Origin of the sequence: Saccharopolyspora endophytica (assembly GCF_018070075.1) — a bacterium.
GTDB lineage: Bacteria > Actinomycetota > Actinomycetes > Mycobacteriales > Pseudonocardiaceae > Saccharopolyspora > Saccharopolyspora endophytica.
In genome coordinates, this window is sequence record NZ_JAGPXE010000004.1 from 225,873 (window position 1) to 246,199 (window position 20,327).

A 20,327-nucleotide genomic window follows, 5' to 3' on the forward strand; every position below is an offset into this window, starting at 1 on the left:
TGCGGGTTTGGTGCGGGTTTGCGGGTTTGGAGTGCTGGTTCTTGCGGGTTTGCGGGTTTGGCGGTGGACGTGGCGGGTTTGGTCCCCGTCCCTGCCCCGGCTTCTTTTTCCTGGTGAACTTGGGTGGTTGCTGGGTTTGCGGGTTTGCGGGTTTGGTTTGGGGGGTCATGAGGTTTGGGTCTGGCGCTCGACCCAGTAGACGCGGCTGCCGGTGTGGCTGTTGGTGACGCTGCGTAGAACGATGTCGCCGCGCCACCGTCCGATCTGGCCGGTGAGCTTGCGTCCGAGCGACTTCGCGGACAGGAGCTTTCCGGCGCCGGTCGTGGGGAAGTTGCCCTGCCACGGGTCGAGGCCGGAGTCGACTTCGGCGGTGGCGCGCAGGTCGTTGGCGGAGACTTCCTTGCTGCCGTGGAGTTGGTGCCAGCGCAGCAGGAAGCCTCGCCACTCGGCGGCGTCGTCGTCGAGGTCGCGCGAGGTTTCGGCGTTGCCGAGGAAGCCGCCGATGCCGTGGTGTTCGAGGAATCCGCCGAGGTACTGGGCCCAGCGGGTGAACTGTCGCATCTGCGGAACCGAGCTGGAGGTGGGTGCGCCGGCCGCGGTCCAGTCGAGGATCAGCACCAGCAGGTGTCGCAGCACGACCGCCTGGTTGACCGGGTCGAGGATCCAGGTGTCGAGGTTCGGGATCGTGAACCCGCCACGGGCCTCGGGGCGCGGGCAGTCGGGATCGAGGCGAACCCACACGCTCCGGGAGGCCATGTCGCCGCCGACGCGCAGGTTGTTGCCGGTGGCCAGCCACAACCGGTCGTTGGGGAACGTGGAGGCGGCGTTGGTGCCCAGCTTGCGGTCGGTCCAGGTCCGCTCGGTCACCAGCCGCGCCAGAACGGCGGAGTTGATGACCGCGCCCTCTTCGAGGTTGTCGAAGACCACGACGCCGACCTGGTCGGCGAGCACGGTGGTGATGGCCTTGCGCAGTTCTTCCTCGGAGTCGGTCCACGTCAGAACTCGCTGCCCGACCAGCATCCCCACGCAGCCGGACAGGATGGTCTTGCCGCTGCCGGGCATGGTCGCGTCGATGACCCCAAACGGCGAGAGCGCGCGGGTGAACGGGCGGATGATCGGCGTGACGAGCATGCCGAGGTAGTTGGCGCGATCGGCGTTAGACACCCACGGGAAGTCCCGCAAGAACGTCTCCAGCAGAAACGTCTTGGCTTCCTCGACCTGCTGCTGGCTGGGCTGATCGGGCACCGGTTCCAGGTGGCTGCGGCCGGCGAGCAGGTACCCGGTGGCCGGGTCGTAGCCGGGCTGCTGCAGCAGCGTCCCGTCGGGGCGCAGGACCGGGGTGGAGATGATCCGGCGCAGCACCGGCAGGTCCGGCCAGGAGCGGCGCGAGAGCACCGATCCCAGCACCGACAGCGCCGGGGACTTCTCGACCTCGACGTGGTTGCCGTGCTTGTCCACGTCCGGGGCGACGACGTTGAGGTGTTCGGCCATGAGGCTGGCCAGCAGCGGGGGTTTGAGCTGCACGGCCGACAGCGGCAGGGCGACGTCGTCATCGCCCGCGGTCGGGTCACCGGATCCGGAGACGGCCTCGACCAGCACCGGGGCGCCGTCCTGGACGTAGGTGTCGGGCAGCAGTCGGGAGCCCACCGCGGTGGTGAGCACGCGGATGGCGTCGGGGTTGGTGCTGATGCGTACCTTCGGGCGTCCGTCGTCGCCGACCGGCCACATCGACGGCCGGGAGGGGGTGGCGTGGGCTTCGGTCATGCCGCATCACCCCGGACACCGATCGTGCGGGGGTTGCGTGCCGCGCACCGGAACCCGGAGGTGATCGTGGCGTCGATCTGCGCCGGGGTCCACGGCTCGTTCGGTCGGGTCAGCGGCAGCCGGGACATGGCGTGGTGCAACGCCTCCCGCACCACGGTCTCCTCGACCGCTCCCCCGGCCACCAGCCGCCCCAGCGCGAGAGCGGCGGTGAACAGGGCCTGGTTCTGCGCGCCTGTACCGGTCGCTGCGAGCCGGTCGCACTCGTTGCGGACAGCGGCGGCCACGTAGCGGGAGGCACGCACAGCGGGGATCTCACGAGGCGCTGAGACCGCCGCTGGTGGCTTGGGAGCAAGTGCCTGGACCAACCAGGCGGGCAACTCAACCGGTTCGGAGTCGTTGATGAGCTCGTAGATCCCGTCGGGGGTGATCGAGCCCGGGGCGACGACGTAGCCGCCCCCGGCGCGGGTGTCGATCAGCGGCCCGAGCCCACCCTGGTGGCCGTTGGTGTTGCGCAGCCGCATCCCGGCCGGGGCGCGGAAGTAGAAGTGCCGTCCCCCGCTTGGAGTCGCCACCGTGTAGGTCGCCGGCACCGTCGCCCCGGCCTGGTCGGCGAGCACGGTCAGGACATCGAGGCCGCAAGCGACCCCCCTGCTGTTCCAGCCTTCTGGCCAGACCCAGCCGGGCTTGGGCTGGTCGCAGTCCACGACCAGCAGCCCCGAGGGGCCGGTGGCGACCGCGACGTTGAACGCCGCGGTCGACCAGCACGCCCACACCCGCGAGGCATCCGAGGTCGCGCGCTGCTCCCAGCCCTGGTGTCCACCGGCGCAGATGCCGGTGGCGGGGCAGTCTTTCCGGCCGTGCAACGCGGGGCTGCGCTTCGTGCGCGGCCTCAGCGGGAACACCTTCCAGCCCCGCCGTGCCAGCAGCAGCGCCTGATCACGCAACTGCCCGGCAACAGCGCTGGGGGCCTGGTGTGTGGTCACGAGAGCTCACCTCCACAAAGGACATTGATCGGAAAGGGGTGTGCAGCGTCAGCCCTGCTGGTAGAGGGGGTGGCAGTACGGGCACAGCCACCGCCGCGCGTCGATCTGCCGCCACTCATCGGCGGTCGCCATCTCCTCCAGCACGGCTCGGTCGGCGAGCCGGACCGGGCCGATGGGATCGTCGTAGGCCAGGACCTCCGGGCATGCGGGGTGAGCACAGATCAGTTCCCACTCGCTGTCCGCGCCGCGCTCGACGGTGACCTCGACGACCACACCCCGGGGTTGCGACGGGTCGTGCAGGCCGTGTGCCATGCCCAGCTCGACCGCGACGTCCTCGGCCTCGGCGTAGGTGAGATCGGTGTAGACCTCGACCTCGTCGCCGTGGATGTCACGCAGGACGACCTGCCATGCCGGTTTGCAGCATCGCCAGCTGCTCTCCTTCGGGCACAGCGGCCGGCCTTCGTGGACCGCCATGGCCAGCTCAGTAGCCACAGCCCGAACGGTTTCCCAAAAGCCGTACTGGTCGCAGAGCTCAGCGGTCGGCAGCGTCCAGTCGATGCCGTACTTACCGAGGAACACCGCGGCATCGCGGACGTGCCCCGGAGCGCCGCCGGTGGGGCCGCTGAAGACCTCGCATCCGGACGCGACGTGGAACAGCCCCCACTGGCCGGTGAACCGCCACTGCCCGGTCACGATGTCGCGGCCCACGCGCGGCGCGACCACCAGGCCAGGAACCGGGGTCGGCTCCACGATCCCGACGATCTGGTTCTTGCCCAGCTGCAGCGGAATCCGGTCCGGAACCTCGGGACAGGTGCAGGGTTCGGTGTAGGTGTGCATCGTGGGTACTCCCTTCAACATGGCCGATGGCCTCATGCGGCGGTCTTTTCGGTGCTGGTGTCGGTGGGTTTCAGTCGCGCTCGTCGATGGGTGTGACCATCGGCAGCGCCTCGGTGACGATCTGGGTCGCGGTCCAGCGGTCGTGCTGGTCGTGGAGCTCGTTCACGAGGTCCTCGACCTGGGTGGGGGTGGTGGTCTGGTTCATCCGGCGGGCGAACTCGGCGGCGTCCACAACGTCTCCATTCGTGACAGTGCGTAGCTGTTTTGGGGCGTGTTGGGGGAAGGGAACGGCGAGGGAGGCGGGAGGGAATTCGGGTGGAGCAAGGGAGAATTCCCTGCGGCGTTCTCTTGGGCCGTTCCCTGGGGTTGAGCTGGCGGTTTGAGCTGGAAGGGAGTCAGTGAGTCCGGTCTTGCCGACTGGCTGGCGCCGCCTGTGGGGAGGTGTTTCGGCTAGCTGGGCTCGTTCTCTCCCTCGCGGGCGGCGAGGGCGGCGTGAACACGGTGCGTGGTCACGGTGGGGATGCCGTCGATCTTCTTGACGTCGACGCCGAGCGCGGCGAGCTGGGCCTTGAGCTTGCCGCCGTCGAGGGCCTGGTAGGCCCGGTGGTTGGGGGCGAGCTTGCGCAGGCGGGCGACGACGTCGGTGGCCTTGACCTTGTCGGCGTCCTCTAGCACGGACGCGACGTCCTCGAGCAGGTCGCGCTGCTCGGGGGCCTGTTCGGTGCGGCGGAAGCGGGTGCCGGCGCGCAGGATGCGGGCGCGTTCGGCGATCTGCTCGGCGCTGCTGCCGTCGATGAAGTTGGTGCGGACGGTTTCGATGGTGTTGTCGGCGTCCTTGACCACCAGCACGCCCTTGTCCTTGCCCTGTCGCAGCTCGTGCGGGGCGGCCCCACCTGCGTCAACGGCGGCGTCGCCGAGGGCCATGCGGGACTGGGACTCGGTGGCCACGACCAGCGAAGCGCGGATGTGGGCACCGTTGCGGGCGCGGATGGGGAGGTTTTCGTTGGTGGGGTCCTGGGTGCCCTGCCAGAACGTCACGTTCACTGCCCGGCCCTGGTTCTGGATCTTGCGCACGGCATTGAAGAACCGGCTGTTGGCCTTCGACCCGCCGTAGGGGATGCCGTCCTCGTCCCGGGCGGGGCACTCGTAGGCCACCTGGGCCTCATCGACGACCAGGACGATCGGGGGGAAACCGCTGGTCACGTCGCGCGAGAGCGCCGCGGTGATGCCGTTGGGGTAGGCATCGGCGTTGGCCTCGATCTCGGTGATGCGGCGGTTCATCTCGTAGACGGCCCACTCCAGCATCTCGGTGGCCTCGGCGACGTGTTCGTCGGTGGGTCCGGCGATGTAGGTGCTGACCAGGGGCTTGAGCATGTTGTAGTCGCCGACGCCCTTGAGGTCGGCCAGGTGCACCTCGACCGAGGCATCCAGCAGTAGCCACAGCAGCAGCGACCGCAGGGAGGCGGTCTTGCCCTGGTTGGACAGGCCGGTGATCAGCAGGTGGCACTGCCAGAGCTTGAGCAGGAACGCGTCCCCGCGCAGGGTCACACCCCACGGGGCCTTGCCCGAGAAGATGTCGGCCTTGTCGAAACCGTCGTTGACCAGCGGAGATTCACCGATCGGCTCGTCGAGGGCGCCGGAGTCGGCGATCCAGAACCGCACCGTGCGGGCGGCTTCGGCCTTGGTGATGAACACCTCGTGCTCGTGACGCCCGAGGCCTTCGGCCAGCGCGCGGCGCTTGGCGCGGATCTGCTCGGTGGTCACCGTGGTGTCCCCGCTGGAAGGCAGGGTCACGTCGACCTCGACACCGCACCCCGCGAGCCGGATCGGGGAGAGCATTGCGGCACGCTGGTGCTCGTCCATGTGCTCGATCGCCCGCCGCAGCGCCGGAATCCCCGCCCTGCGCAGCGCCGACACCACGACGCTCGGGGTGACCTCGACCTCGCCGACGCCGCTGCCCGGGGCGGCCAGGAACGCCGGCACGGCCTGGCGGTGGCGGCGCTTGTTGTAACCCGAGCCCAGCACCCCGAGCAGCACGGCGAGTCCGGCCCACGGCGACCACTCCGCAGCCCAGGCAACGAACTCGAAACCGCTGTTCAGAGCCGAGAAGAACCCCGACCAGACGTCGGTGAAGCCCATCCCGCCCGGTGAGCAGGCGGCGATCAGGGAGGCCACCAGCACGATCCCGAACACCGCGCCCACGAGCCCGGCCAGGCCGATGGGCAGGTGCTTGAGGAACTGGCCCCAGACCTTCAGGCGCTCCAGGAACAGCTTCTTGCTGTCAGCGCGCTGACGCAGCAGGTCAGCGGCCACAGCGTGTTCACCAGCGGCCTGCGCCGCGGCGATCTGGGCGTCGATGTCGCGACCGGTCCAGCGCCCGTAGGTGGTCGAGAAGGTGTCCCACGCCCCGGCCACCAGGAAGTACGAGTGGCGAAGGGCGGTCAGGCCAGCGGTTTTCACCACCGGAGCCGCCTCGCGAGCCTTACCGGCCAGGGCCGGGGGCACCACGGGCTTGCGCGGGACAACCTCGGTCGACGGAGCGACAACCTCGGCGTCCACGACCTCATCGGCGCTGTTCACGTCGTCGGCGAGGCGTTCGGCGGTGGCGTGCACCGTGGCCGGTTCGGTGTCGGCCTGGTGGCGGTGCGGGAAGTTCAGGACCTCGCCCATGGGGGTCTCGATCTCCTCATGTGGTTGCATCGTCAATCACCTTTCGGCCGTAGCCGGGTCAGGAAGGAAGCTCTGGGGTGTGTGCAGGGGGTCAGGCGGTGGTGTGCTTGCGCCAGTCGTCGACGAACTCGCGGGCGTTCTCCCAGCGGGTGTTCAGGCGCTTGGCGATCGCGTTGACCTTCTCGGTGGCGGGGTCCAGTGCGCCGGTGTTGACCATCTGCCAGAACTGCTCCCGTGCCCGGGTCTTGGAGCCGTAGCGGGAAGGGTTCTCCGGCTTCACCGGAGAGGTCTCGCCGTCCTTCTCCCGATGCAGCTCAGGCACGGTGGAGAACCCGGTTTCCCCGGGTGTCTCGTCCCGGGTGGTGAGGCGGTTCTCGGCGGCGGCGACCTCTCCGGCGAACGCTGCCGTGAGGCGAGTGGAGACCGCCGGAACCAGGGCCATGGAGATCAGCAGCCCAAGCGGGACGAACAGCCACACCAGCGGGCCGATGTCGCCGGCCGGGTCGGGGCCGATGTAGTGGATGCCGATCTGGAGCACGAGGGTGGCCACGAACAGCAGCAGCTCCATCAGGAAGAACCCGTTGCCCGCGGCGGCCCGAAGTTTCGCGCCGAGGCCGTGGACCTGGCCGGCCTGCTTGAGCGAGTGCAGCGCGGAGGGCACCGCGCCGAACCACTGGGCCATCAGGATCACCAGCACGCCGACGCTGAACATCGGCTCGATCAGCCAGTTCACCAACCGGGTGTCCGGCGAGATCACGTTCAGGCGGCTGCCGGCGTTGACCGTGCCCAGCACGACCGAGGCCAGGCCGGGCAGCAGCGCGGCCAGCGGCAGCCAGGTCCGCAGCCGGTTGAGCAGCACCAGCCGGTAGGACGGGTCGGTCGCGCGGTGCTGGCGCTCCCGCGCTTCGGCGATGCGTTCCTGGGCCTGGCGGTGGCGCTGGCGCATGGCCTGTTCGTGCTTTGCAGCTTCCTGCTCTTCGGCGAGGTCGGCAGTGAGCATGTCGTGCTCGTGGCCGCGGCGGGCTTCCCGCCGCCGGCGGCCCAGGGCGCGGGCTTCGGCGAGCTCGTCCTCGGTCATGGCCTCGATGAGCACGTCGTCGTCCTGCATCGACACCACCCGGTCGGCCACCCGCCGGATCGCCGCCAGGCGGTCGGGGTCCGGGATCGCCGACCGCGTGCCGCGCCGGCCGGTGCCGGTGGCCCAGATGTCGCTGTCGGCGGCGGTGTCGTAGTCACCGGGGCTGACCTCGGCCACCGGGTCGATGCCGGCCGGGTCGGTCTCCAGCTGGTTCTCGGTGGTCCAGTGATACCCCTGCATTCCGCTGCCCTCGCTCGTGTCGTTGCTGGTCAGGTAGGCGTCGATCACGTCGCCGCCGCTGGGTCGCGTGCTCATGCCGCCACCGCCTTTCGCGCACGTCGTGCCGCCACGTCACGCAGGTGCTGCAGGACGTGGATCAGCAGGTACAGGCCGGAGATCAGCCGGGGCTCGGCCGCCGCGAGCACGCGAAGGAGTGCGCGGCCCAGGGTTTGCAGGCTGAACAGCACGGCAGGCAGAACGGCCCGCCTGGTCACCATCACGGACGCGAGCAGCAGCAGACCGGCCAGACCGACCAGCATCAGGACGCCGCGCGCACCGTGGTTGAGGAAGCTCTCTAGCATCGGAGTTCTCCATCCGGTTCTCGGATCGGTTCGGGAGACCCGGCCCAGCAGGTGTTCTTGGCGGAGTGACTGCTGGGCCGGGGCGGAGCTACTTGCCCTGCTTCTTCAGTGCCTCGCAGGCGTCGCAGTTTGGGCCGGTGCGGGGCAGGTACCAGGTGTCGGTCTCGCCGCGCCCGCTCGGGATCTTCTGCCCGCAGAGGGTGATCATCGAGCCGTCCCACCAGGACTTCTTGACGATCGTGTGCCAGGGGTTGCTCTTGCTCATCGCTGCTTCTCCTTCAGTCCTGGCCCAGCAGGCCGCAGGTGGTGCAGCCGCAGCACGCGCAGCCGCCCTGGTCGTCGCACTCCGGGCACGGGTCCTCGTCGATGACTTCGCCTTCGATGACCGGGCCCACCAACTCGCTGCTCATCGGCGCAACCAGGAGACGTTCTTGGCGGCCTCGGCCACGGCGTCGTTGGCGGCGAGGTAGTCGTCGGTCTCGGTGCGGTCCCGGCGGGAGACTCGCTCCAGCTCGGCCTTGGCTTTGTTGTAGGTGTCGTTGGCCTGCTGCCGGTCTCGCTTGCTCATCGCTGACCTCCGTTGTTCTCGTCGGTGACGTCGTCGGATCCGATCTCGACGGGGGTGTTCTCGGGCAGGACGGTGCGGGTCACGACCTGGCCCTTGTCGTTGACGTTCTCGATGACGAGGTGGCCGTTGCCGTCGTTGTAAGTGCGCGTCTGCATCGCGGTCGTCTCCCGGTTCAGCTGTGCAGCGAGGCCGCGTAGCCCTCGGTCAGGTCGGTGGCGTGCTGCACCATCTGCAGGGCCTGCTGCACCTGCTCGACGACCTGCTGGTAGGTGTTGGCGATCTCGGTTGCCGTCTGCGACTCCTGCGAGACCTGGCTCAGCAGAACGACGTTGGCTTCCGCGTCCAGCACCGCCTGGGCCAGCGCGCCCCGGATGTGGGTGGCCTTCTCGTCGGCCTGGCCCAAGCTCTCGCGCGCCTGGTCGATCAGCGACATTCCTGTTCCTCCTGTGTTCGGTGTGGTGGACGTGCCCGCCCCGGCCAGTGCCGGAGCTGCCTGTGGCGTGCCGGTGGTGGTGTCGTCACTGGTCTGGGGTTTGTTCGTGTTGCTGGGTGCCGGCGGGGTGCGTCGGTGTGCCAGATCCATTGCCGCGGTGATGGCCTCGGCACCGAGGTGCTGGTGGCGGATCAGCTCGTCTTGCACGGCGCTGATTTCCCGCTCGTGCTCCCGAACCAGCTCGTCGGCCTCCCGCTTCGCATCGAGGTAGACGTCCATGGGCGCGTTCTGCCCGAACAGCAAGTCCATGTCGATGCCGGAACTGGCGGCGGCAGCGAGCTCGGCGGCCCGATTGCCCTGAAGACCCTGGGCTTTCAACCACACGCGGTCAGCGGCCCAACCTGCGAAGGCCATCGCAGCGACGTCCGCCAACAGGTGCCCGGCGAACGGTTCGAAATCAACCCCGCCGCCTCGGGCCATTGACCTCCCGCCGAAGATCTCGACTACGTCGTCACCGACCCACGCCGAGTTGACAACGAGGCCTCGGTGCTTGCCGACGACCGCGTGCGCGGCCTCATGCCCTGCCTTCTGCTCAACCCCCAGCGCCTGCGGCACACCAACCCAGGGGAGGACCTTGATGTGACCGTCCGGGGAAGGGATGCGCCTCACCTTGGCGAGGCAGTCCTCGCAGTCCGGCTTGCTGTGAATCCACCGCTCATACAGCGGGGCCCAGCCCAGTTCCAGCACGTCGTCGCCGTGCCGCTGGCAGAGGATTTGATCCAGGTTGGCTACCGGACTGGCTTCCATCACGCACCCCCGACCACAGCCGTCAGCAGGGCCGCGACGAACAGCCACGCCCAGTGCCAGGACTGATCGAGCACGTAGGCCCCGGTGCCCAGGGAGGGGTTGTCGTCGTGGCCGGTGCGGGGTGCGCCGAGGCGGTAGAAGCCACCGTTACCGGTGATCTCGGCGAGTCGAGCGAGGGTGTGGCGACGGTCGGCCCAGTAGTGCGTGACCGCGCTGACCACTTGGCCGGCGGTGAACGCGGCGGGGTGGATGGGCAGGTCGAGCACGGCCCACACCAGGCCGACCGCGATGGCTGTGGTGGCGGTGTAGGTGGCCACGTGCTTGACGCACGCCCAACGCCCGGACCAGTCCGGCAGGCCCTTGGTGGCCGCCTGGTGGGAGGTCTGCACCCAGTGGTCGGCCACGTGGTGGGCCACCAGCAGCGTCGGGAGCACGACCGCGAACACCAGCGCGGCAACGAGAGTCGAAGGCATGTCCCCTCCTGTTCAGCTGTGCAGCGAGGCCGCGTAGGCCTCGGTGGACTCGGTGGCCTGCGAGACCAGACCCATGACCTGCTCGATCTGCTCCATCGCCTGCCGGTAGACCGCCCCGATCTCGAGTGGCGTCATCGCGTCGGCGCTGACCCCGGAGACCTCCGTCGCGTTGGCCTCGAGGTCGAGCTGGGCCTGGCGCAGCGCGCCCAAGATGTAGTTGGCTCGCTCGTTGGTGCCGGCCAGCGTGGTTCGCGCCTGATCGATCAGCGACATTCCTGTTCCTCCTGTGCTCGGTGTGCTGGTTGCACCCGCCGCGGCGGCGGGCATGTTCGTGGTGGTGCCGGCGCCCCCGGTGGGCGGCTCGGCGTCAGGGCGGGACTGCTGGGTCCGGCGTGGACGGTGAGCGAGGTCCATCGCGGCGTGGATCGCCTCGGGCCCGAGGTGGCGGTGGCGGAGCAATTCCTCGTGGACCGCACGAATCTCTGCCTCGTGCTCACCCACAAGCTCGTCGGTCGCGGCGATGGCCTGGGTGTGCAGTTGCGGGACGTCCCAGCCGTGCGGGGCTGCCATGTCGGTCAAGCCCTTCATGTCGCCGGCCGAGGCGCAGGCCGCATCGATCTGCAACGCGGGGTCCTCCGCGCGGCCGATCGCCCGCAGCCACATGCGGTCGGCGGCCCATCCGGCGTGGGACATGTTGGCCACCGCCTCCAGCGACGCGCTGTCGACGTGGAAATTGACCCGACCACCGCTAATGCCTTCGGACACGCCATAGGACAGCGATTCCGTGCCGATGTAGGCCTCGGTGACCCGAATCCCCTCGGCTCGAACCGCCGCCACCGCGTGCGCGGCCTCGTGCATCGCGATATCGGCGTCGGTGCGTTCCACCGGGCTGTAGTGCCATCCGCGGAGCTCCAGGCCCCCGGTCTCGCTCACCTGCCGGTTGATCAGTTCCGCGCAGTCCCAGCAGTCGATCTCGCTGCCGTTCTCGTCGCTCCCGCGAAACCGCACGTTGTACCGCGGGTGCCACCCATGCGCGATCACATCCCGAGCACAGGACTCGCAGAACACATCAACCCAGCCCCGCACCGCACTCATGCCGCGATCTCTCCAGGAACGTCCTGCGTGTTCAGCCAGTCGATCTCGGGCTGCACCAGGCGCATCACGGCGGCGGCCTGCTGGTCGGCTCCGTCGCCCCGCTGACGTGCCTGGTACAGCGCCTGCCTGACCTGCTTGCGCAGCAGCGGCAGCCGCTCGCCCCGCACCTGCTCCAGGTCGTCGAGCACCCGGCCAGCGCCGGCGGAAACCTCGCGGGCCGTCAGCGGCTCGACCTGTCGGCGACGCTTGCCGGACAGGCCACGCTCGCGGCGGATCTCGGCTCGCTCGGCGGTCGTGGTTGCGCCCCAGATGCCCTCGCTGCCGCGGTTGATCGCGTTCTCCCGGCAGGTCGCCATCAGCGGGCACTGCTCGCAGATCGCCTTCGCCCGCTCGACCTGCTCGCGGATCAGCGGCACGGACACGTCTTCCGAGACCGGGAAGTGCAGGTCCGGGTCCTCGTCCGCGCACAGCGGGTGCGCCCCGAAGTCCTCCCCCGGCACGTGCGTCATCAGCGTGTACAAGTCATCGCCCCGCGCGATGCGCTCCTGCGTGGTCATGCGATCGCCTCCTCGCTCGGAATCTGGGTGTTCAGCAGCCGGTTAGCGTCGGCGCGTCGAGCCCGCCGCGCTGCGCGCTTCAGCTGAACCTCGTCCAGGCCGGGACCGCCCAACACGCCGTTGGCGTGCGCATCCATCGCTTCCTGAAGCGCCTGGGCCAGCAGCTGCTTGTTCGACAGCTCGGACTCGTTGACCTGCTCCGACGTGGTTCGCATCGTTCAAAGTTCCCTTCTGAGTTACGTCAGTTCGTTCTGACTTAAGTCAGATTAAGGACACGTGTTCCCTCATGTCAAGCACTGGCTTAAGTCAGATGTAGGCTTGCTATACGACCGAAAGGGGTTTCATGGCTCTGGACCGGACCGAAATCGCAGATCAGCTACGGGAAGCCATCACGTCTGGCGACTACTCCCCCGGCGACAAACTCCGCCCACAACGGGAACTCGCCAAGCAACTGGGAGCCGCGCCGAACACCGTCGGAGCGGCGCTCAAGATCCTGGCCGGCGAAGGGCTCGTCACGTTGCGGGAAAAGGCTGCCGCCGTCGTGAGAGATCCAGCAGAGGCATCGGCGGCAGCCCCCATCGAAGCGGAGCTGGCCGAAGTCCGTACCGAGTTGCAGGATCTCCGAGGGCGACTTTCCGAGGTAGACCAGCGCGTCGCCGACCTCATCAACCGCGTCGCCACTGATCAGCCTCCGACCTGATTCGCGAAGGTCGTCAAGCTCTCCGCGCCCCCGCTGAACGCGGCCCCGACCACCTTCACCAGTTGGGCCGCCTCGGCGGGGGCCTTGAGGACCAGCGCCACGAACCCCACCAGGAGCAGTAACCCAACGAACTTCGCCGGGCCGCCCCCGGATTTCGGCAGAACCGGAAGTGACTGCTTCTTCGCCATCGCTTTCTCCCTCGCTCGCTGTCGTTTTCTGCGATGGCACTAGTTCACCTCCGCACCCCCCGGGGAGCGGCAGTGAGCGAAGGGGGAGCGCAAAGGCGTGCGGGGGGAGCGCGCGGAATGCGAAGATGCGCTCAGGAGGAGATCACGTGGACGAGTCGCACAAGAACCCGCAGCTCAAGGCCGTTATGGACGCGGCCAACATGAGCAGCAAGGGGCTCGCTTCACGGATCAAGGCACTCAGCGAACAACGTGGTGACGACCCTCCTGCACGCCCGGACCACAACCGAGTCCGTCGCTGGTTTCGCGACGGTGAGGTCCCCAAGCTCCAGACCCAGCGGTACATCGCAGAGGCTTTGCGTTCGAAGCTGGGCCGCGCGGTCACGCTGGCCGAGATCGGTTTCCCGTCGGACCCCACCGACGCCGAGGGCGAGGCCGTCGACATCGCCGAAGACGGGGCTCGCTACCCCGAAAGCACCGAAACCTCAATCCAGATTCTCACCAGGCTTGTCGAGGCCGATCAGCAGAACTCGCAGATCGGCCCCGATTGGAACTCCGACACGACGGCGACGACGATCACCGGCTACCTGTTCGCGCAGCCTCTGGTGGTCGCAGAACCCCTGGACAGCTACGGGAATGGCATCGCTGCGCCGATCCGCGCGACGACCGCCAGCTTCATGCAGCTCGACTTCCAGTACGGCGGCGGACATCTCCGGGACATGCTGCTCGCGTTCTTCCAGAGCAACGTGCTGCCGACGCTCAAGCAGTCACACCCGGACGCAACGAGAAAGGAGCTGTTCTCCGCTGCAGCGGAGGTGGCGCAGCTCCTCGGGTGGACCTCGTACGACGTCGGCAGGCACGCTGCAGCCAGCAGGTACTTCAAGCAAGGTCTGCGACTCGCTCGGGAAGCCGGCGACCACATGCTCGGCGGACGCCTCTTCGCGAACCTGAGCCACCAGGCGAACTACCTCGGGAAGTTCAAGGAAGCGACGGAGTACGCCCGGGCAGCGCAGCATGCCACGCGAGGCATCGCGACGCCCACCGTCGAAACGCTCTATCTCGCACACGAAGCCCGCGCTCTGGCGAGCGTCGGAGAGAGCTCCCTGTGCGCTTCAGTTATGGGCCGCGCCGAGAGCTTGCTCGACAAGGGCAATCCCGGTGCTGAACCCGCATGGGCTTCGTACGTCGATGCACCGGAAATCGCAGGTGAATGGGCACATGTCTTCCGTGACCTCGGGCAGCCCGATCGAGCCCTGTCATTCGTCGAGACTGCGGTGCAGGCAACCCCGACCCGTACGCAGGCCTTCTTGCGGATGGTCAGCGCCGCCTCGACGCTTCAGGCTGGCGACTCCGATGCGGCTGTGTCGATCGCGCACCAAGCGGTTGACCTCGCGGGACCCCTCAACTCAGCCCGATATCACCGCTACCTGACGGACTTCCGGGCCGATCTTGTGGAACGCCACGGGGAGGGGGACGCCCGCGTCAGGTCGTTCACCACGACCCTTCGCGAGCGTTACCCCCAGTTCGATGTGCCGAATCCACGCTCAGCGCGGTGACCAGGTCGAGGAGAGACCATCACGGATCGTCCGCATTCGGGCGTCGTACTCGTCCGCGATGTCCTGGCTTTCTTGCACGTTCTGCATGATCCAGGTGGTCATCTTGAGCTGATGGACGGCTTGAACGGTCTGGAACCCAGACCACTGGGTGACGTCGAACCCGTACGCATCAACGAACGTCTGGTACTGAGCGTCTGACCACCAGCCCGCGGTCCTGGTCTCGGTGGCGGTCATGCCGAGATCCCACTCCGGCTGCCCATACGCGAACCGTTCGAAGTCGATGAGCACCGGCGCACCGTCGTCCGCAATCATGACGTTCCCGATGTGAGCATCCCCGTGCACCGCACAAGCAGGCAAAACGTACTCAAGGGCCGCCACCTCATCGGACAGCTCATCAAGTCGACGAAGCAGGAACCGACGGTCAGACTCCGCAATCGGAGCCTTCTCGATCCGCGGCTGGACACGGTCGAGGATGTCTTCGTTGGGCAGCTGCAGCGCCGCTGGCGGCTCAAGGGCATGCAGCCGGCGAAGCAGGGACCCGAGGTCGCCGATGCGGGAGTACGGGGCGGGGTCGCCCGAGATGAAGTGCCAGAAGGTCACCGGGTGTCCATCGACTGCAAGCGGCTGCCGAACGGAATCTACTACTTGAGCTGCAGAAATACCGGCTTGGTGCAGCCACTTCGACACGGCGACTTCGCGAACGACATCGGCCCAGTAGTCCATCGTGCGGGCGATTCGCACAACGACGCTGCAAGACGGGATGTGAAAGAGGGCGTTCTCTCCAAGCCTCATCAGGCGCGCGTCGTCGGATGGAATCCCGGCTTCGGCGCACGCCGCCTCGGTGACGGCGCGCGTCGTATCGGCACTGAACGAAGCAGTCGTCATCAACAACCCTTCCGACGGAGTCGACTCCACAGGCTACGGGGTTGTGCATCGAAGACCAGCGGCTTTGAGATGCCGCGCGGCCTCGCGTGACCAGTCGGCCACCTGATGTTCAGCCACCCTCGCCGCTGGCCGCTAAGACCGTTTCATAGCGCCCTGACGTCGCCATACAGGGGCTAATGCTCTGACCTTGGGGCGCCGGACCCAGCCGATCCTTCTTCGCTCTGCAAGGTGAGCGCCTCCAGCGCGTACGCGAGCTCCCGCAAGCTGCAAACGAGCTGAGTTCGCTCTTCTTCGGTGATCTCACCACGAGGAAGCCCGAACGCGACGTGGTCCAGTTCCCACTGCGTCTGACGAAGCACGACGGCCAACCCAACCCGTCCCGTCATCGCACGCCCCTCTCGATAGACATGCAGGTCAGCATAGGACGCGGTAGGACGCGGTGGACAGCGGTAGGGCGCGCTCTCATCCGGCAGGGTGCGCCCGGCCGCTCTAGCGTCCGCTTCATGAGCGAGGGCTTCACACCCGACCCGGCCTCCGGCTACATCTACATGCAGCTGGCCGACTACCTCGAAGGTCAGGTCAAGAACGGCGCGCTCGAACCGGGAACGCGACTCCCCGCCGAGCGCGACCTCGCCGCGGAGTACGGCGTGTCGCTGGGCACGGCCCGACGGGCGACCGAAGTGCTGCGCGAACGTGGCATCGTCGTCACCTTCGCCAGCACAGGCACGTTTATCGCGCGCGAGCAAAAGAAGTAAGCGGGCCGCAGCGATAGCCTGCAGCGCCTAGAAGCCCCCAGAACGAAAGGCGTGGTCGCAGCTTGTCCATCCACGAGATCCACATCGGGATCCCCAGCCTTGACGACGTGAAGTACGAACCACCGGAACGCGTCGTCAACGTCGCAATCGCGGGGGAATACGCGTTCCTACAGGTTCAGCCCTGCGACGAAAAGGGCAGCCTCGGCGAGATCGAATCCGAGATCCGCGTTCCCGCCAAGTCGCTCGTACGCGCTCTCCAGACCCTCATCGAGGACCAAGAGGCCGAGGGCTGACAGCCCCAAGCTGCACGAGGGGCCGTCGGCACTCTATTCACCACCGGATGGCTCGGAGCGAGATTTCTGGGTCACAGCGTGCGCCGGCACCCACCACACATGCCTCATCCCTCCCGCACCTGGGTTAGCACCACGGTGCACGCGGAGGCGGACCTCACCCCACCAGCGACCAGCAGTGTCCCGCCGCCAAGCGAGCAATTCAGCGTCGGTGGTGGCAGTCATGTCCCACCCATCGGGGAGCTCCACACGCGGCGACGTCGGCTGGACCGCGAACACGGCGGAGAGGTCCACGCGCACCGGAACAGCCGGGCGCCGCTCCCGGTCGTCACCCGGCTGTGCAGGCGGATGCGCTTGAACGTTATCGAACACGTGGTCTAGTATTGCTGATGCGTGCCTCGACAGCACGCCCGTTCACCGAGGTAGGGGAAGTGCCGACGGTGGACACGACAGCGCCCCGCGCCGCCTGAGCAAGGCGGTGCGGGGCGCTTCGTCGTCCGAATCGACCATGCTGCTGTCATCCGGTTCCACGTTGCCCAGCGGTGCGAGCCTGGCGGGCTTGGTCGAGGCTGACTCGCAGCGCCTCTTCGAGGTCCGCGGTCTCCTGGGTGCGGGGCTCCGGAACGGCGATCTGGCGGTGGGTGAGCTTGGCATCGATCAGCGCCTGCAGGGCCTCGCGTGAGTGGTCGCGGTAGCCGGTGGGGTCGAAGGTCGTGCTCGACAGCGACAGCACCAGCTGTTCGGCCATCCGCTGTTCCTGCTCGCGGGGCTGCGGGGCCTGGTCGGTGAGCCATCCGAAGTCCGGTTCCCGCACCTCATCCGGCCACAACAGCGTGACCAGGCTGATCCCCGGCCCATAGGGCCGTAGCAACGCCAATCTCTCCCGGGTCCGGATCGCCACCCGCCCCAGCCCGACGCGGCCGGTGTCGGTCATGGCGTCGCGCAGCAGGCTGTAGGCACCAAGTGCGACCTGGTGCGGCTGCAGGAAGTACGAGCGGTCGAACAGGATCGGATCCACCGCGCCGGCCGGGACGAACTCGGCCACCTCGATGCTGTGCGCACTGGGCAGCGGCAACTCCGCCAACTCGTCCTCGGTCATCACGACCATCCGGCCGTCGGGCAGCTCGTAGCCCTTGACGATCTCCTCCCACGGCACCCGGCGGTCCTCTGCGGTGCAGACCCGCTCGTGCCGGACCCGGGCCCCATCAGACCGGTGAACCTGCCGAAAGCTGATCGACCTCGACTCCGTTGCCGCCACCAACCCGACCGGGATCGCCACCAGCCCGAAACTGATCACACCGTTCCACAGCGTCCTCACAGCGCCAGCCTGCGCCCAGCTGGCAGGCCCACCCAAGGCCCTTCGACCCTTCACCCCCGACGACATCCGCCGACCCTGGATCCCACCTGCCTGGGCGGGCGGAAGGACGACCAGGCCGCTGGCCGCCCGCCAGTCCACTGACATCGACGATGACCCGCCCCAGGCAGGCCCACAATGCGTCGGGCATCCGTTAGGAAGACACACGTGACGACCAGCGGAAACTCCACGCGCTGGCGACTTGTGGACCCAATTAATTGGCTTCATCGCGAACACAAGAAGATCATTCCCGTATATCGAAAGCGCATTCATCTTCAGGCTTGTCTGCTTCTTGTTCCATAACAGCCTCTTCATTCAGAGCATCAGCACACAACTTTCCAAAAGTTGTGGTTTTTAGCCCCGATTTATAGACGACCCCGTGCCAGCTTCGCGCACTGTCTGGGTCACTGATTAGACCCAATGTCTGCAAGCGTGCAACTACGGAATCAATCAGCGAATCCAGTCCTGGCTCGGCTTCAAGAAGTACACCAGTCCCCACACTGGGGCCACTCTGACTGGGGCGCTTTATCCAGCCATTCTTGTCGTCGTGCGCCATCATTACGAGGACTCGTGCGTCCACCGGCTCGAGGGCAGCAAGTGTCGACACAATTCGTCGTTGCTCATCGACACGGGCATCGTCCATCCCGCGTGCGATTGCACGGCCAAGTGTTTTAATCTTGCGAGCATCCTCTGCCATAGACGCAGCATGCAGAGCCTGAGTAAGGAGCTCCAGCTTACGATCGTCCCCAATGGCCTGCTCAATGAGGTCCTCGAATGGACACCCTGCAGCTCGGCTGGCAGCGTCACCAGCCTCTTGCACCTTCTCAAATCTCCGTCGAGCTATGCGCGCGAGCTCCTCCAGCCAAGGTGCCGTGCCTCCAGAAATAGCCGCCGCAGCGTCCGGCCCCAGGTAAGCTGCTGCCAAAAAACCAACGGCAGTGCCGCCGATATTCGCAAGCGTTTTGTCGAACGCGGCACCCACCCGCCGGTTATCGTTATCCATTCCTGCCCCCACTCAATCTGGAACCAGCGTTCTCACAGAGCAAGCCTGCGCCCGGCTGGCGGGCACGCCCAAGGTCCTTCGACCCTTCACGCACCCACGCCCAGTCCACTGACATCGACGATGACCCGCCCCAGGCCGGCCCATGCAGCGGGAACAGCCACGCGACCCGTATCGCGCCGTCGACGAGTCGTCCTCTCGCAGCAGCTTGGTAGCTCGTTCGGTAGAACGGCCCCTGCCGGAGGATGGCTGCATGAACGAGGTCGAACGGGGCCGCCTGCGAGCAGCAGCAGCGTCCGATGGATTGAGCGCACACCAGCGATCCGACGCAACAGACGAGTCGGAGACGGAGGCCGCCCGCCACAACCTGGCCGATGCTCTCGCTAGCTACCGCCGAGCCCTCAACGCCCGGCCGAAACCGCCACGGGACGCCACAGCCCCTGAGAGGACGTGATGGGCTTACCCTTCTCTCCGCATGGCCATTCAGAATGGGGTTGTTCATTTTGAACAACATGGGTCATAATGACCACATGAGCAACCGCATCAATGCCATCGCCCGGATCGCACACCCCCACCCGCGCCAAGGCGAAGTCACTCCCGACGAGTCCTACGACGACGCCGCCATCCAGGCGCAGGAGAACCGCGAGGACTACGCCGAGAACCTGCAGGTGCTGGTGGATGGCACCGACGAGGACGCGCTGCTGCTGGCACTGAGCACGGCGGCCGACCAACGCGACCAGGCCGAGCGGCTCATCCGCGAACTGCTCGCCTACGGCCGGCACTTCACCGGTGGGACCCAGCCCGGCTACAGCTGGCAGACCCTGGCCAACGCCGCCCGCTTGCCCTACGCCACCGCCCGGCGCCAGGTGAGCGACGGGGACATCGCCGCAGTGCGCGACGCGCTCGGGTCGACGAACCACGAACCGGCACGCGCATCCGGCGCGGATGAGGACCCCCAATAACGAGCACGGAGGTCGGCGTGGTGCCTTAAGCAGTGCCCGAGACGCCGCGAAACGGGCTGTGACAGCTGAGACGAATCGGGGCGCGACGTCACCGAACAACCAGGTCAGCGCGACGCAGTGAGAGCCCAGAGACGTACCCGGCTCCGTTCACACCGAAGAGGTCACTGGTTCGATCCCAGTATCGCCCACAGAACGAAGACCCTGGTCAGAACTCCAACCGGAGAAATGACCAGGGTCTTTTTCATTCACTCGTTAGGCCGGAAGTCAGCAGAAAGTCAGCATCGGATCAGCGGGCAATCAACGAGCCGATTCCGCCTTCTTCGTCGCCGTCATCTCGGAGGGCGTCCAGCATTCGATCTCCCCCATCGGTTCGCCGGGTGTAGAGATCCAGCGTGGTCGACGACCGCTCGTGCCCGAGCACGCGCTGAACCATGTTCACCGGAACCCCGTCGTCGACGAGCCAGGTGGCGTAGGAGTGACGGAGGTCGTGGAACTTCAGCCCACCGGAGGCCAGCCGCGCCACGGCCGTGACCGCCTGCGTCTCGGTCGCGAACTTCTGCCGCTGCCGCTCCCCCGTCAGGTCCTGCCAGCTGGCCCAGATCGAGCCATCAGACTCCTTGGTGATCCCACCGAGCAGGCCCGCGCGGACTAGCGCAGGCCGCCACACCCGCGCTCGGAAAAGCGTCCGGCGATGTGGGTTACCCGCCATGTTCGCGAAGACGGGCGACTGGTCGTCGAGCGTCGGCCACTCATCGAGGTGCTTCCTGATGATTCGGAGAACCCAGGGCGGCAAC

At 67.3% G+C, this 20,327-nt stretch carries 26 protein-coding genes; 5 read left to right on the forward strand and 21 right to left on the reverse strand.

Going from position 1 to position 20,327, the window contains the following annotated elements:
* Positions 1-165 precede the first annotated feature (165 nt).
* The 16 genes from KBO27_RS11660 to KBO27_RS11730 form a co-directional block, all read right to left on the reverse strand.
* On the reverse strand, positions 166-1,764 hold the full coding sequence (locus tag KBO27_RS11660; protein WP_210970004.1) for a hypothetical protein: 1,599 nt from the start codon (positions 1,762-1,764) through the stop codon (positions 166-168).
* Positions 1,761-2,747, reverse strand: coding sequence for a bifunctional DNA primase/polymerase (locus KBO27_RS11665; protein ID WP_210970005.1), 987 nt, complete (start codon positions 2,745-2,747; stop codon positions 1,761-1,763). The genes KBO27_RS11660 and KBO27_RS11665 overlap by 4 nt, the downstream gene beginning before the upstream one ends.
* Before the next feature lie 48 nt (positions 2,748-2,795).
* Positions 2,796-3,584 carry a hypothetical protein gene (locus KBO27_RS11670; protein WP_210970006.1) on the reverse strand — a complete coding sequence of 263 codons (789 nt, stop codon included), beginning with the start codon at positions 3,582-3,584 and terminating at the stop codon, positions 2,796-2,798.
* A gap of 70 nt (positions 3,585-3,654) precedes the next feature.
* On the reverse strand, positions 3,655-3,816 hold the full coding sequence (locus tag KBO27_RS11675; protein ID WP_210970007.1) for a hypothetical protein: 162 nt from the start codon (positions 3,814-3,816) through the stop codon (positions 3,655-3,657).
* Between the two features lie 218 nt (positions 3,817-4,034).
* Positions 4,035-6,284: an FtsK/SpoIIIE domain-containing protein gene (locus tag KBO27_RS11680; protein WP_210970008.1), complete on the reverse strand. Its 2,250-nt coding sequence runs from the start codon at positions 6,282-6,284 to the stop codon at positions 4,035-4,037.
* A gap of 61 nt (positions 6,285-6,345) precedes the next feature.
* Positions 6,346-7,647, reverse strand: a complete 1,302-nt coding sequence (locus KBO27_RS11685; protein ID WP_210970009.1) for a hypothetical protein — start codon at positions 7,645-7,647, stop codon at positions 6,346-6,348.
* Positions 7,644-7,913 carry a hypothetical protein gene (locus KBO27_RS11690; protein ID WP_210970010.1) on the reverse strand — a complete coding sequence of 90 codons (270 nt, stop codon included), beginning with the start codon at positions 7,911-7,913 and terminating at the stop codon, positions 7,644-7,646. The genes KBO27_RS11685 and KBO27_RS11690 overlap by 4 nt, the downstream gene beginning before the upstream one ends.
* An 88-nt stretch (positions 7,914-8,001) precedes the next feature.
* Positions 8,002-8,178 carry a hypothetical protein gene (locus KBO27_RS11695; RefSeq protein WP_210970011.1) on the reverse strand — a complete coding sequence of 59 codons (177 nt, stop codon included), beginning with the start codon at positions 8,176-8,178 and terminating at the stop codon, positions 8,002-8,004.
* A gap of 13 nt (positions 8,179-8,191) precedes the next feature.
* Positions 8,192-8,323, reverse strand: a complete 132-nt coding sequence (locus tag KBO27_RS34220; RefSeq protein ID WP_281420726.1) for a hypothetical protein — start codon at positions 8,321-8,323, stop codon at positions 8,192-8,194.
* Positions 8,320-8,481: a hypothetical protein gene (locus KBO27_RS11700; protein WP_210970012.1), complete on the reverse strand. Its 162-nt coding sequence runs from the start codon at positions 8,479-8,481 to the stop codon at positions 8,320-8,322. The genes KBO27_RS34220 and KBO27_RS11700 overlap by 4 nt, the downstream gene beginning before the upstream one ends.
* Positions 8,478-8,636 carry a hypothetical protein gene (locus KBO27_RS11705; RefSeq protein ID WP_210970013.1) on the reverse strand — a complete coding sequence of 53 codons (159 nt, stop codon included), beginning with the start codon at positions 8,634-8,636 and terminating at the stop codon, positions 8,478-8,480. The genes KBO27_RS11700 and KBO27_RS11705 overlap by 4 nt, the downstream gene beginning before the upstream one ends.
* A 17-nt stretch (positions 8,637-8,653) precedes the next feature.
* A complete protein-coding gene (locus KBO27_RS11710; protein WP_210970014.1) occupies positions 8,654-9,721 on the reverse strand; it encodes a hypothetical protein in 1,068 nt (355 codons plus the stop codon).
* A complete protein-coding gene (locus tag KBO27_RS11715; protein ID WP_210970015.1) occupies positions 9,721-10,194 on the reverse strand; it encodes a DUF3307 domain-containing protein in 474 nt (157 codons plus the stop codon). Before KBO27_RS11715 ends, KBO27_RS11710 begins: the two co-directional genes overlap by 1 nt.
* 12 nt (positions 10,195-10,206) lie before the next feature.
* Positions 10,207-11,202 carry a hypothetical protein gene (locus tag KBO27_RS11720; protein ID WP_210970016.1) on the reverse strand — a complete coding sequence of 332 codons (996 nt, stop codon included), beginning with the start codon at positions 11,200-11,202 and terminating at the stop codon, positions 10,207-10,209.
* Positions 11,203-11,285: 83 nt separating this feature from the next.
* Entirely contained in the window at positions 11,286-11,846 is a 561-nt protein-coding gene (locus KBO27_RS11725; RefSeq protein ID WP_246536894.1) for a WhiB family transcriptional regulator, read from the reverse strand.
* Positions 11,843-12,061 (reverse strand): hypothetical protein, encoded by a 219-nt coding sequence (locus tag KBO27_RS11730; protein ID WP_210970017.1) that lies wholly within the window; start codon positions 12,059-12,061, stop codon positions 11,843-11,845. Before KBO27_RS11730 ends, KBO27_RS11725 begins: the two co-directional genes overlap by 4 nt.
* A 128-nt stretch (positions 12,062-12,189) precedes the next feature.
* Here KBO27_RS11730 and KBO27_RS11735 point away from each other — a divergent pair, with 128 nt between their 5' ends.
* Complete coding sequence (locus KBO27_RS11735; RefSeq protein WP_210970018.1) at positions 12,190-12,546, forward strand: winged helix-turn-helix domain-containing protein; 357 nt, start codon at positions 12,190-12,192, stop codon at positions 12,544-12,546.
* Here KBO27_RS11735 and KBO27_RS11740 read toward each other — a convergent pair.
* A complete protein-coding gene (locus KBO27_RS11740; RefSeq protein WP_210970019.1) occupies positions 12,531-12,734 on the reverse strand; it encodes a hypothetical protein in 204 nt (67 codons plus the stop codon). The two genes, KBO27_RS11735 and KBO27_RS11740, sit on opposite strands and share 16 nt — an antisense overlap.
* Positions 12,735-12,880: 146 nt before the next feature.
* Here KBO27_RS11740 and KBO27_RS11745 point away from each other — a divergent pair, with 146 nt between their 5' ends.
* Positions 12,881-14,287 carry an NsdA family TPR-like regulatory protein gene (locus tag KBO27_RS11745; RefSeq protein ID WP_210970020.1) on the forward strand — a complete coding sequence of 469 codons (1,407 nt, stop codon included), beginning with the start codon at positions 12,881-12,883 and terminating at the stop codon, positions 14,285-14,287.
* Here the strand turns inward: KBO27_RS11745 and KBO27_RS11750 are convergent.
* A complete protein-coding gene (locus tag KBO27_RS11750; RefSeq protein ID WP_210970021.1) occupies positions 14,276-15,172 on the reverse strand; it encodes a phosphotransferase family protein in 897 nt (298 codons plus the stop codon). The genes KBO27_RS11745 and KBO27_RS11750 overlap by 12 nt on opposite strands.
* A 503-nt stretch (positions 15,173-15,675) precedes the next feature.
* On the opposite strand from KBO27_RS11750, the gene KBO27_RS11755 reads away from it, so the two are divergent.
* Complete coding sequence (locus KBO27_RS11755; RefSeq protein WP_210970022.1) at positions 15,676-15,927, forward strand: GntR family transcriptional regulator; 252 nt, start codon at positions 15,676-15,678, stop codon at positions 15,925-15,927.
* 62 nt (positions 15,928-15,989) lie between these two features.
* Positions 15,990-16,220, forward strand: a complete 231-nt coding sequence (locus tag KBO27_RS11760) for a hypothetical protein (protein ID WP_132678597.1) — start codon at positions 15,990-15,992, stop codon at positions 16,218-16,220.
* A gap of 514 nt (positions 16,221-16,734) precedes the next feature.
* Here the strand turns inward: KBO27_RS11760 and ku are convergent.
* Positions 16,735-17,886 carry a non-homologous end joining protein Ku gene (gene ku, locus KBO27_RS11765; RefSeq protein ID WP_307870362.1) on the reverse strand — a complete coding sequence of 384 codons (1,152 nt, stop codon included), beginning with the start codon at positions 17,884-17,886 and terminating at the stop codon, positions 16,735-16,737.
* Positions 17,816-18,574, reverse strand: coding sequence for a hypothetical protein (locus tag KBO27_RS11770; RefSeq protein ID WP_210970024.1), 759 nt, complete (start codon positions 18,572-18,574; stop codon positions 17,816-17,818). The genes ku and KBO27_RS11770 overlap by 71 nt, the downstream gene beginning before the upstream one ends.
* Positions 18,575-19,101: 527 nt before the next feature.
* On the opposite strand from KBO27_RS11770, the gene KBO27_RS11775 reads away from it, so the two are divergent.
* Positions 19,102-19,533, forward strand: coding sequence for a hypothetical protein (locus KBO27_RS11775; RefSeq protein ID WP_210970025.1), 432 nt, complete (start codon positions 19,102-19,104; stop codon positions 19,531-19,533).
* A gap of 286 nt (positions 19,534-19,819) precedes the next feature.
* Here the strand turns inward: KBO27_RS11775 and KBO27_RS11780 are convergent, their stop codons facing one another.
* The gene (locus KBO27_RS11780) at positions 19,820-20,200 is read right to left on the reverse strand and encodes a tyrosine-type recombinase/integrase (RefSeq protein WP_210970026.1); all 381 of its coding nucleotides are present in this window, start codon (positions 20,198-20,200) and stop codon (positions 19,820-19,822) included.
* Between the last annotated feature and the right edge of the window lie 127 nt (positions 20,201-20,327).

Coding starts and splice junctions, on each gene's coding strand:
- ku (WP_307870362.1), bottom strand. CDS start 17,886: ATGAAGAGGCTGTTATGGAACAAGAAGCAGACAAGCCTGAAGATGAAT.
- KBO27_RS11680 (WP_210970008.1), bottom strand. CDS start 6,284: ATGCAACCACATGAGGAGATCGAGACCCCCATGGGCGAGGTCCTGAAC.
- KBO27_RS11715 (WP_210970015.1), bottom strand. CDS start 10,194: ATGCCTTCGACTCTCGTTGCCGCGCTGGTGTTCGCGGTCGTGCTCCCG.
- KBO27_RS11710 (WP_210970014.1), bottom strand. CDS start 9,721: ATGGAAGCCAGTCCGGTAGCCAACCTGGATCAAATCCTCTGCCAGCGG.
- KBO27_RS11695 (WP_210970011.1), bottom strand. CDS start 8,178: ATGAGCAAGAGCAACCCCTGGCACACGATCGTCAAGAAGTCCTGGTGG.
- KBO27_RS11725 (WP_246536894.1), bottom strand. CDS start 11,846: ATGACCACGCAGGAGCGCATCGCGCGGGGCGATGACTTGTACACGCTG.
- KBO27_RS11730 (WP_210970017.1), bottom strand. CDS start 12,061: ATGCGAACCACGTCGGAGCAGGTCAACGAGTCCGAGCTGTCGAACAAG.
- KBO27_RS11735 (WP_210970018.1), top strand. CDS start 12,190: ATGGCTCTGGACCGGACCGAAATCGCAGATCAGCTACGGGAAGCCATC.
- KBO27_RS11770 (WP_210970024.1), bottom strand. CDS start 18,574: ATGGATAACGATAACCGGCGGGTGGGTGCCGCGTTCGACAAAACGCTT.
- KBO27_RS11660 (WP_210970004.1), bottom strand. CDS start 1,764: ATGACCGAAGCCCACGCCACCCCCTCCCGGCCGTCGATGTGGCCGGTC.
- KBO27_RS34220 (WP_281420726.1), bottom strand. CDS start 8,323: ATGAGCAGCGAGTTGGTGGGCCCGGTCATCGAAGGCGAAGTCATCGAC.
- KBO27_RS11755 (WP_210970022.1), top strand. CDS start 15,676: ATGAGCGAGGGCTTCACACCCGACCCGGCCTCCGGCTACATCTACATG.
- KBO27_RS11705 (WP_210970013.1), bottom strand. CDS start 8,636: ATGCAGACGCGCACTTACAACGACGGCAACGGCCACCTCGTCATCGAG.
- KBO27_RS11775 (WP_210970025.1), top strand. CDS start 19,102: ATGAGCAACCGCATCAATGCCATCGCCCGGATCGCACACCCCCACCCG.
- KBO27_RS11690 (WP_210970010.1), bottom strand. CDS start 7,913: ATGCTAGAGAGCTTCCTCAACCACGGTGCGCGCGGCGTCCTGATGCTG.
- KBO27_RS11740 (WP_210970019.1), bottom strand. CDS start 12,734: ATGGCGAAGAAGCAGTCACTTCCGGTTCTGCCGAAATCCGGGGGCGGC.
- KBO27_RS11700 (WP_210970012.1), bottom strand. CDS start 8,481: ATGAGCAAGCGAGACCGGCAGCAGGCCAACGACACCTACAACAAAGCC.
- KBO27_RS11670 (WP_210970006.1), bottom strand. CDS start 3,584: ATGCACACCTACACCGAACCCTGCACCTGTCCCGAGGTTCCGGACCGG.
- KBO27_RS11685 (WP_210970009.1), bottom strand. CDS start 7,647: ATGAGCACGCGACCCAGCGGCGGCGACGTGATCGACGCCTACCTGACC.
- KBO27_RS11750 (WP_210970021.1), bottom strand. CDS start 15,172: ATGACGACTGCTTCGTTCAGTGCCGATACGACGCGCGCCGTCACCGAG.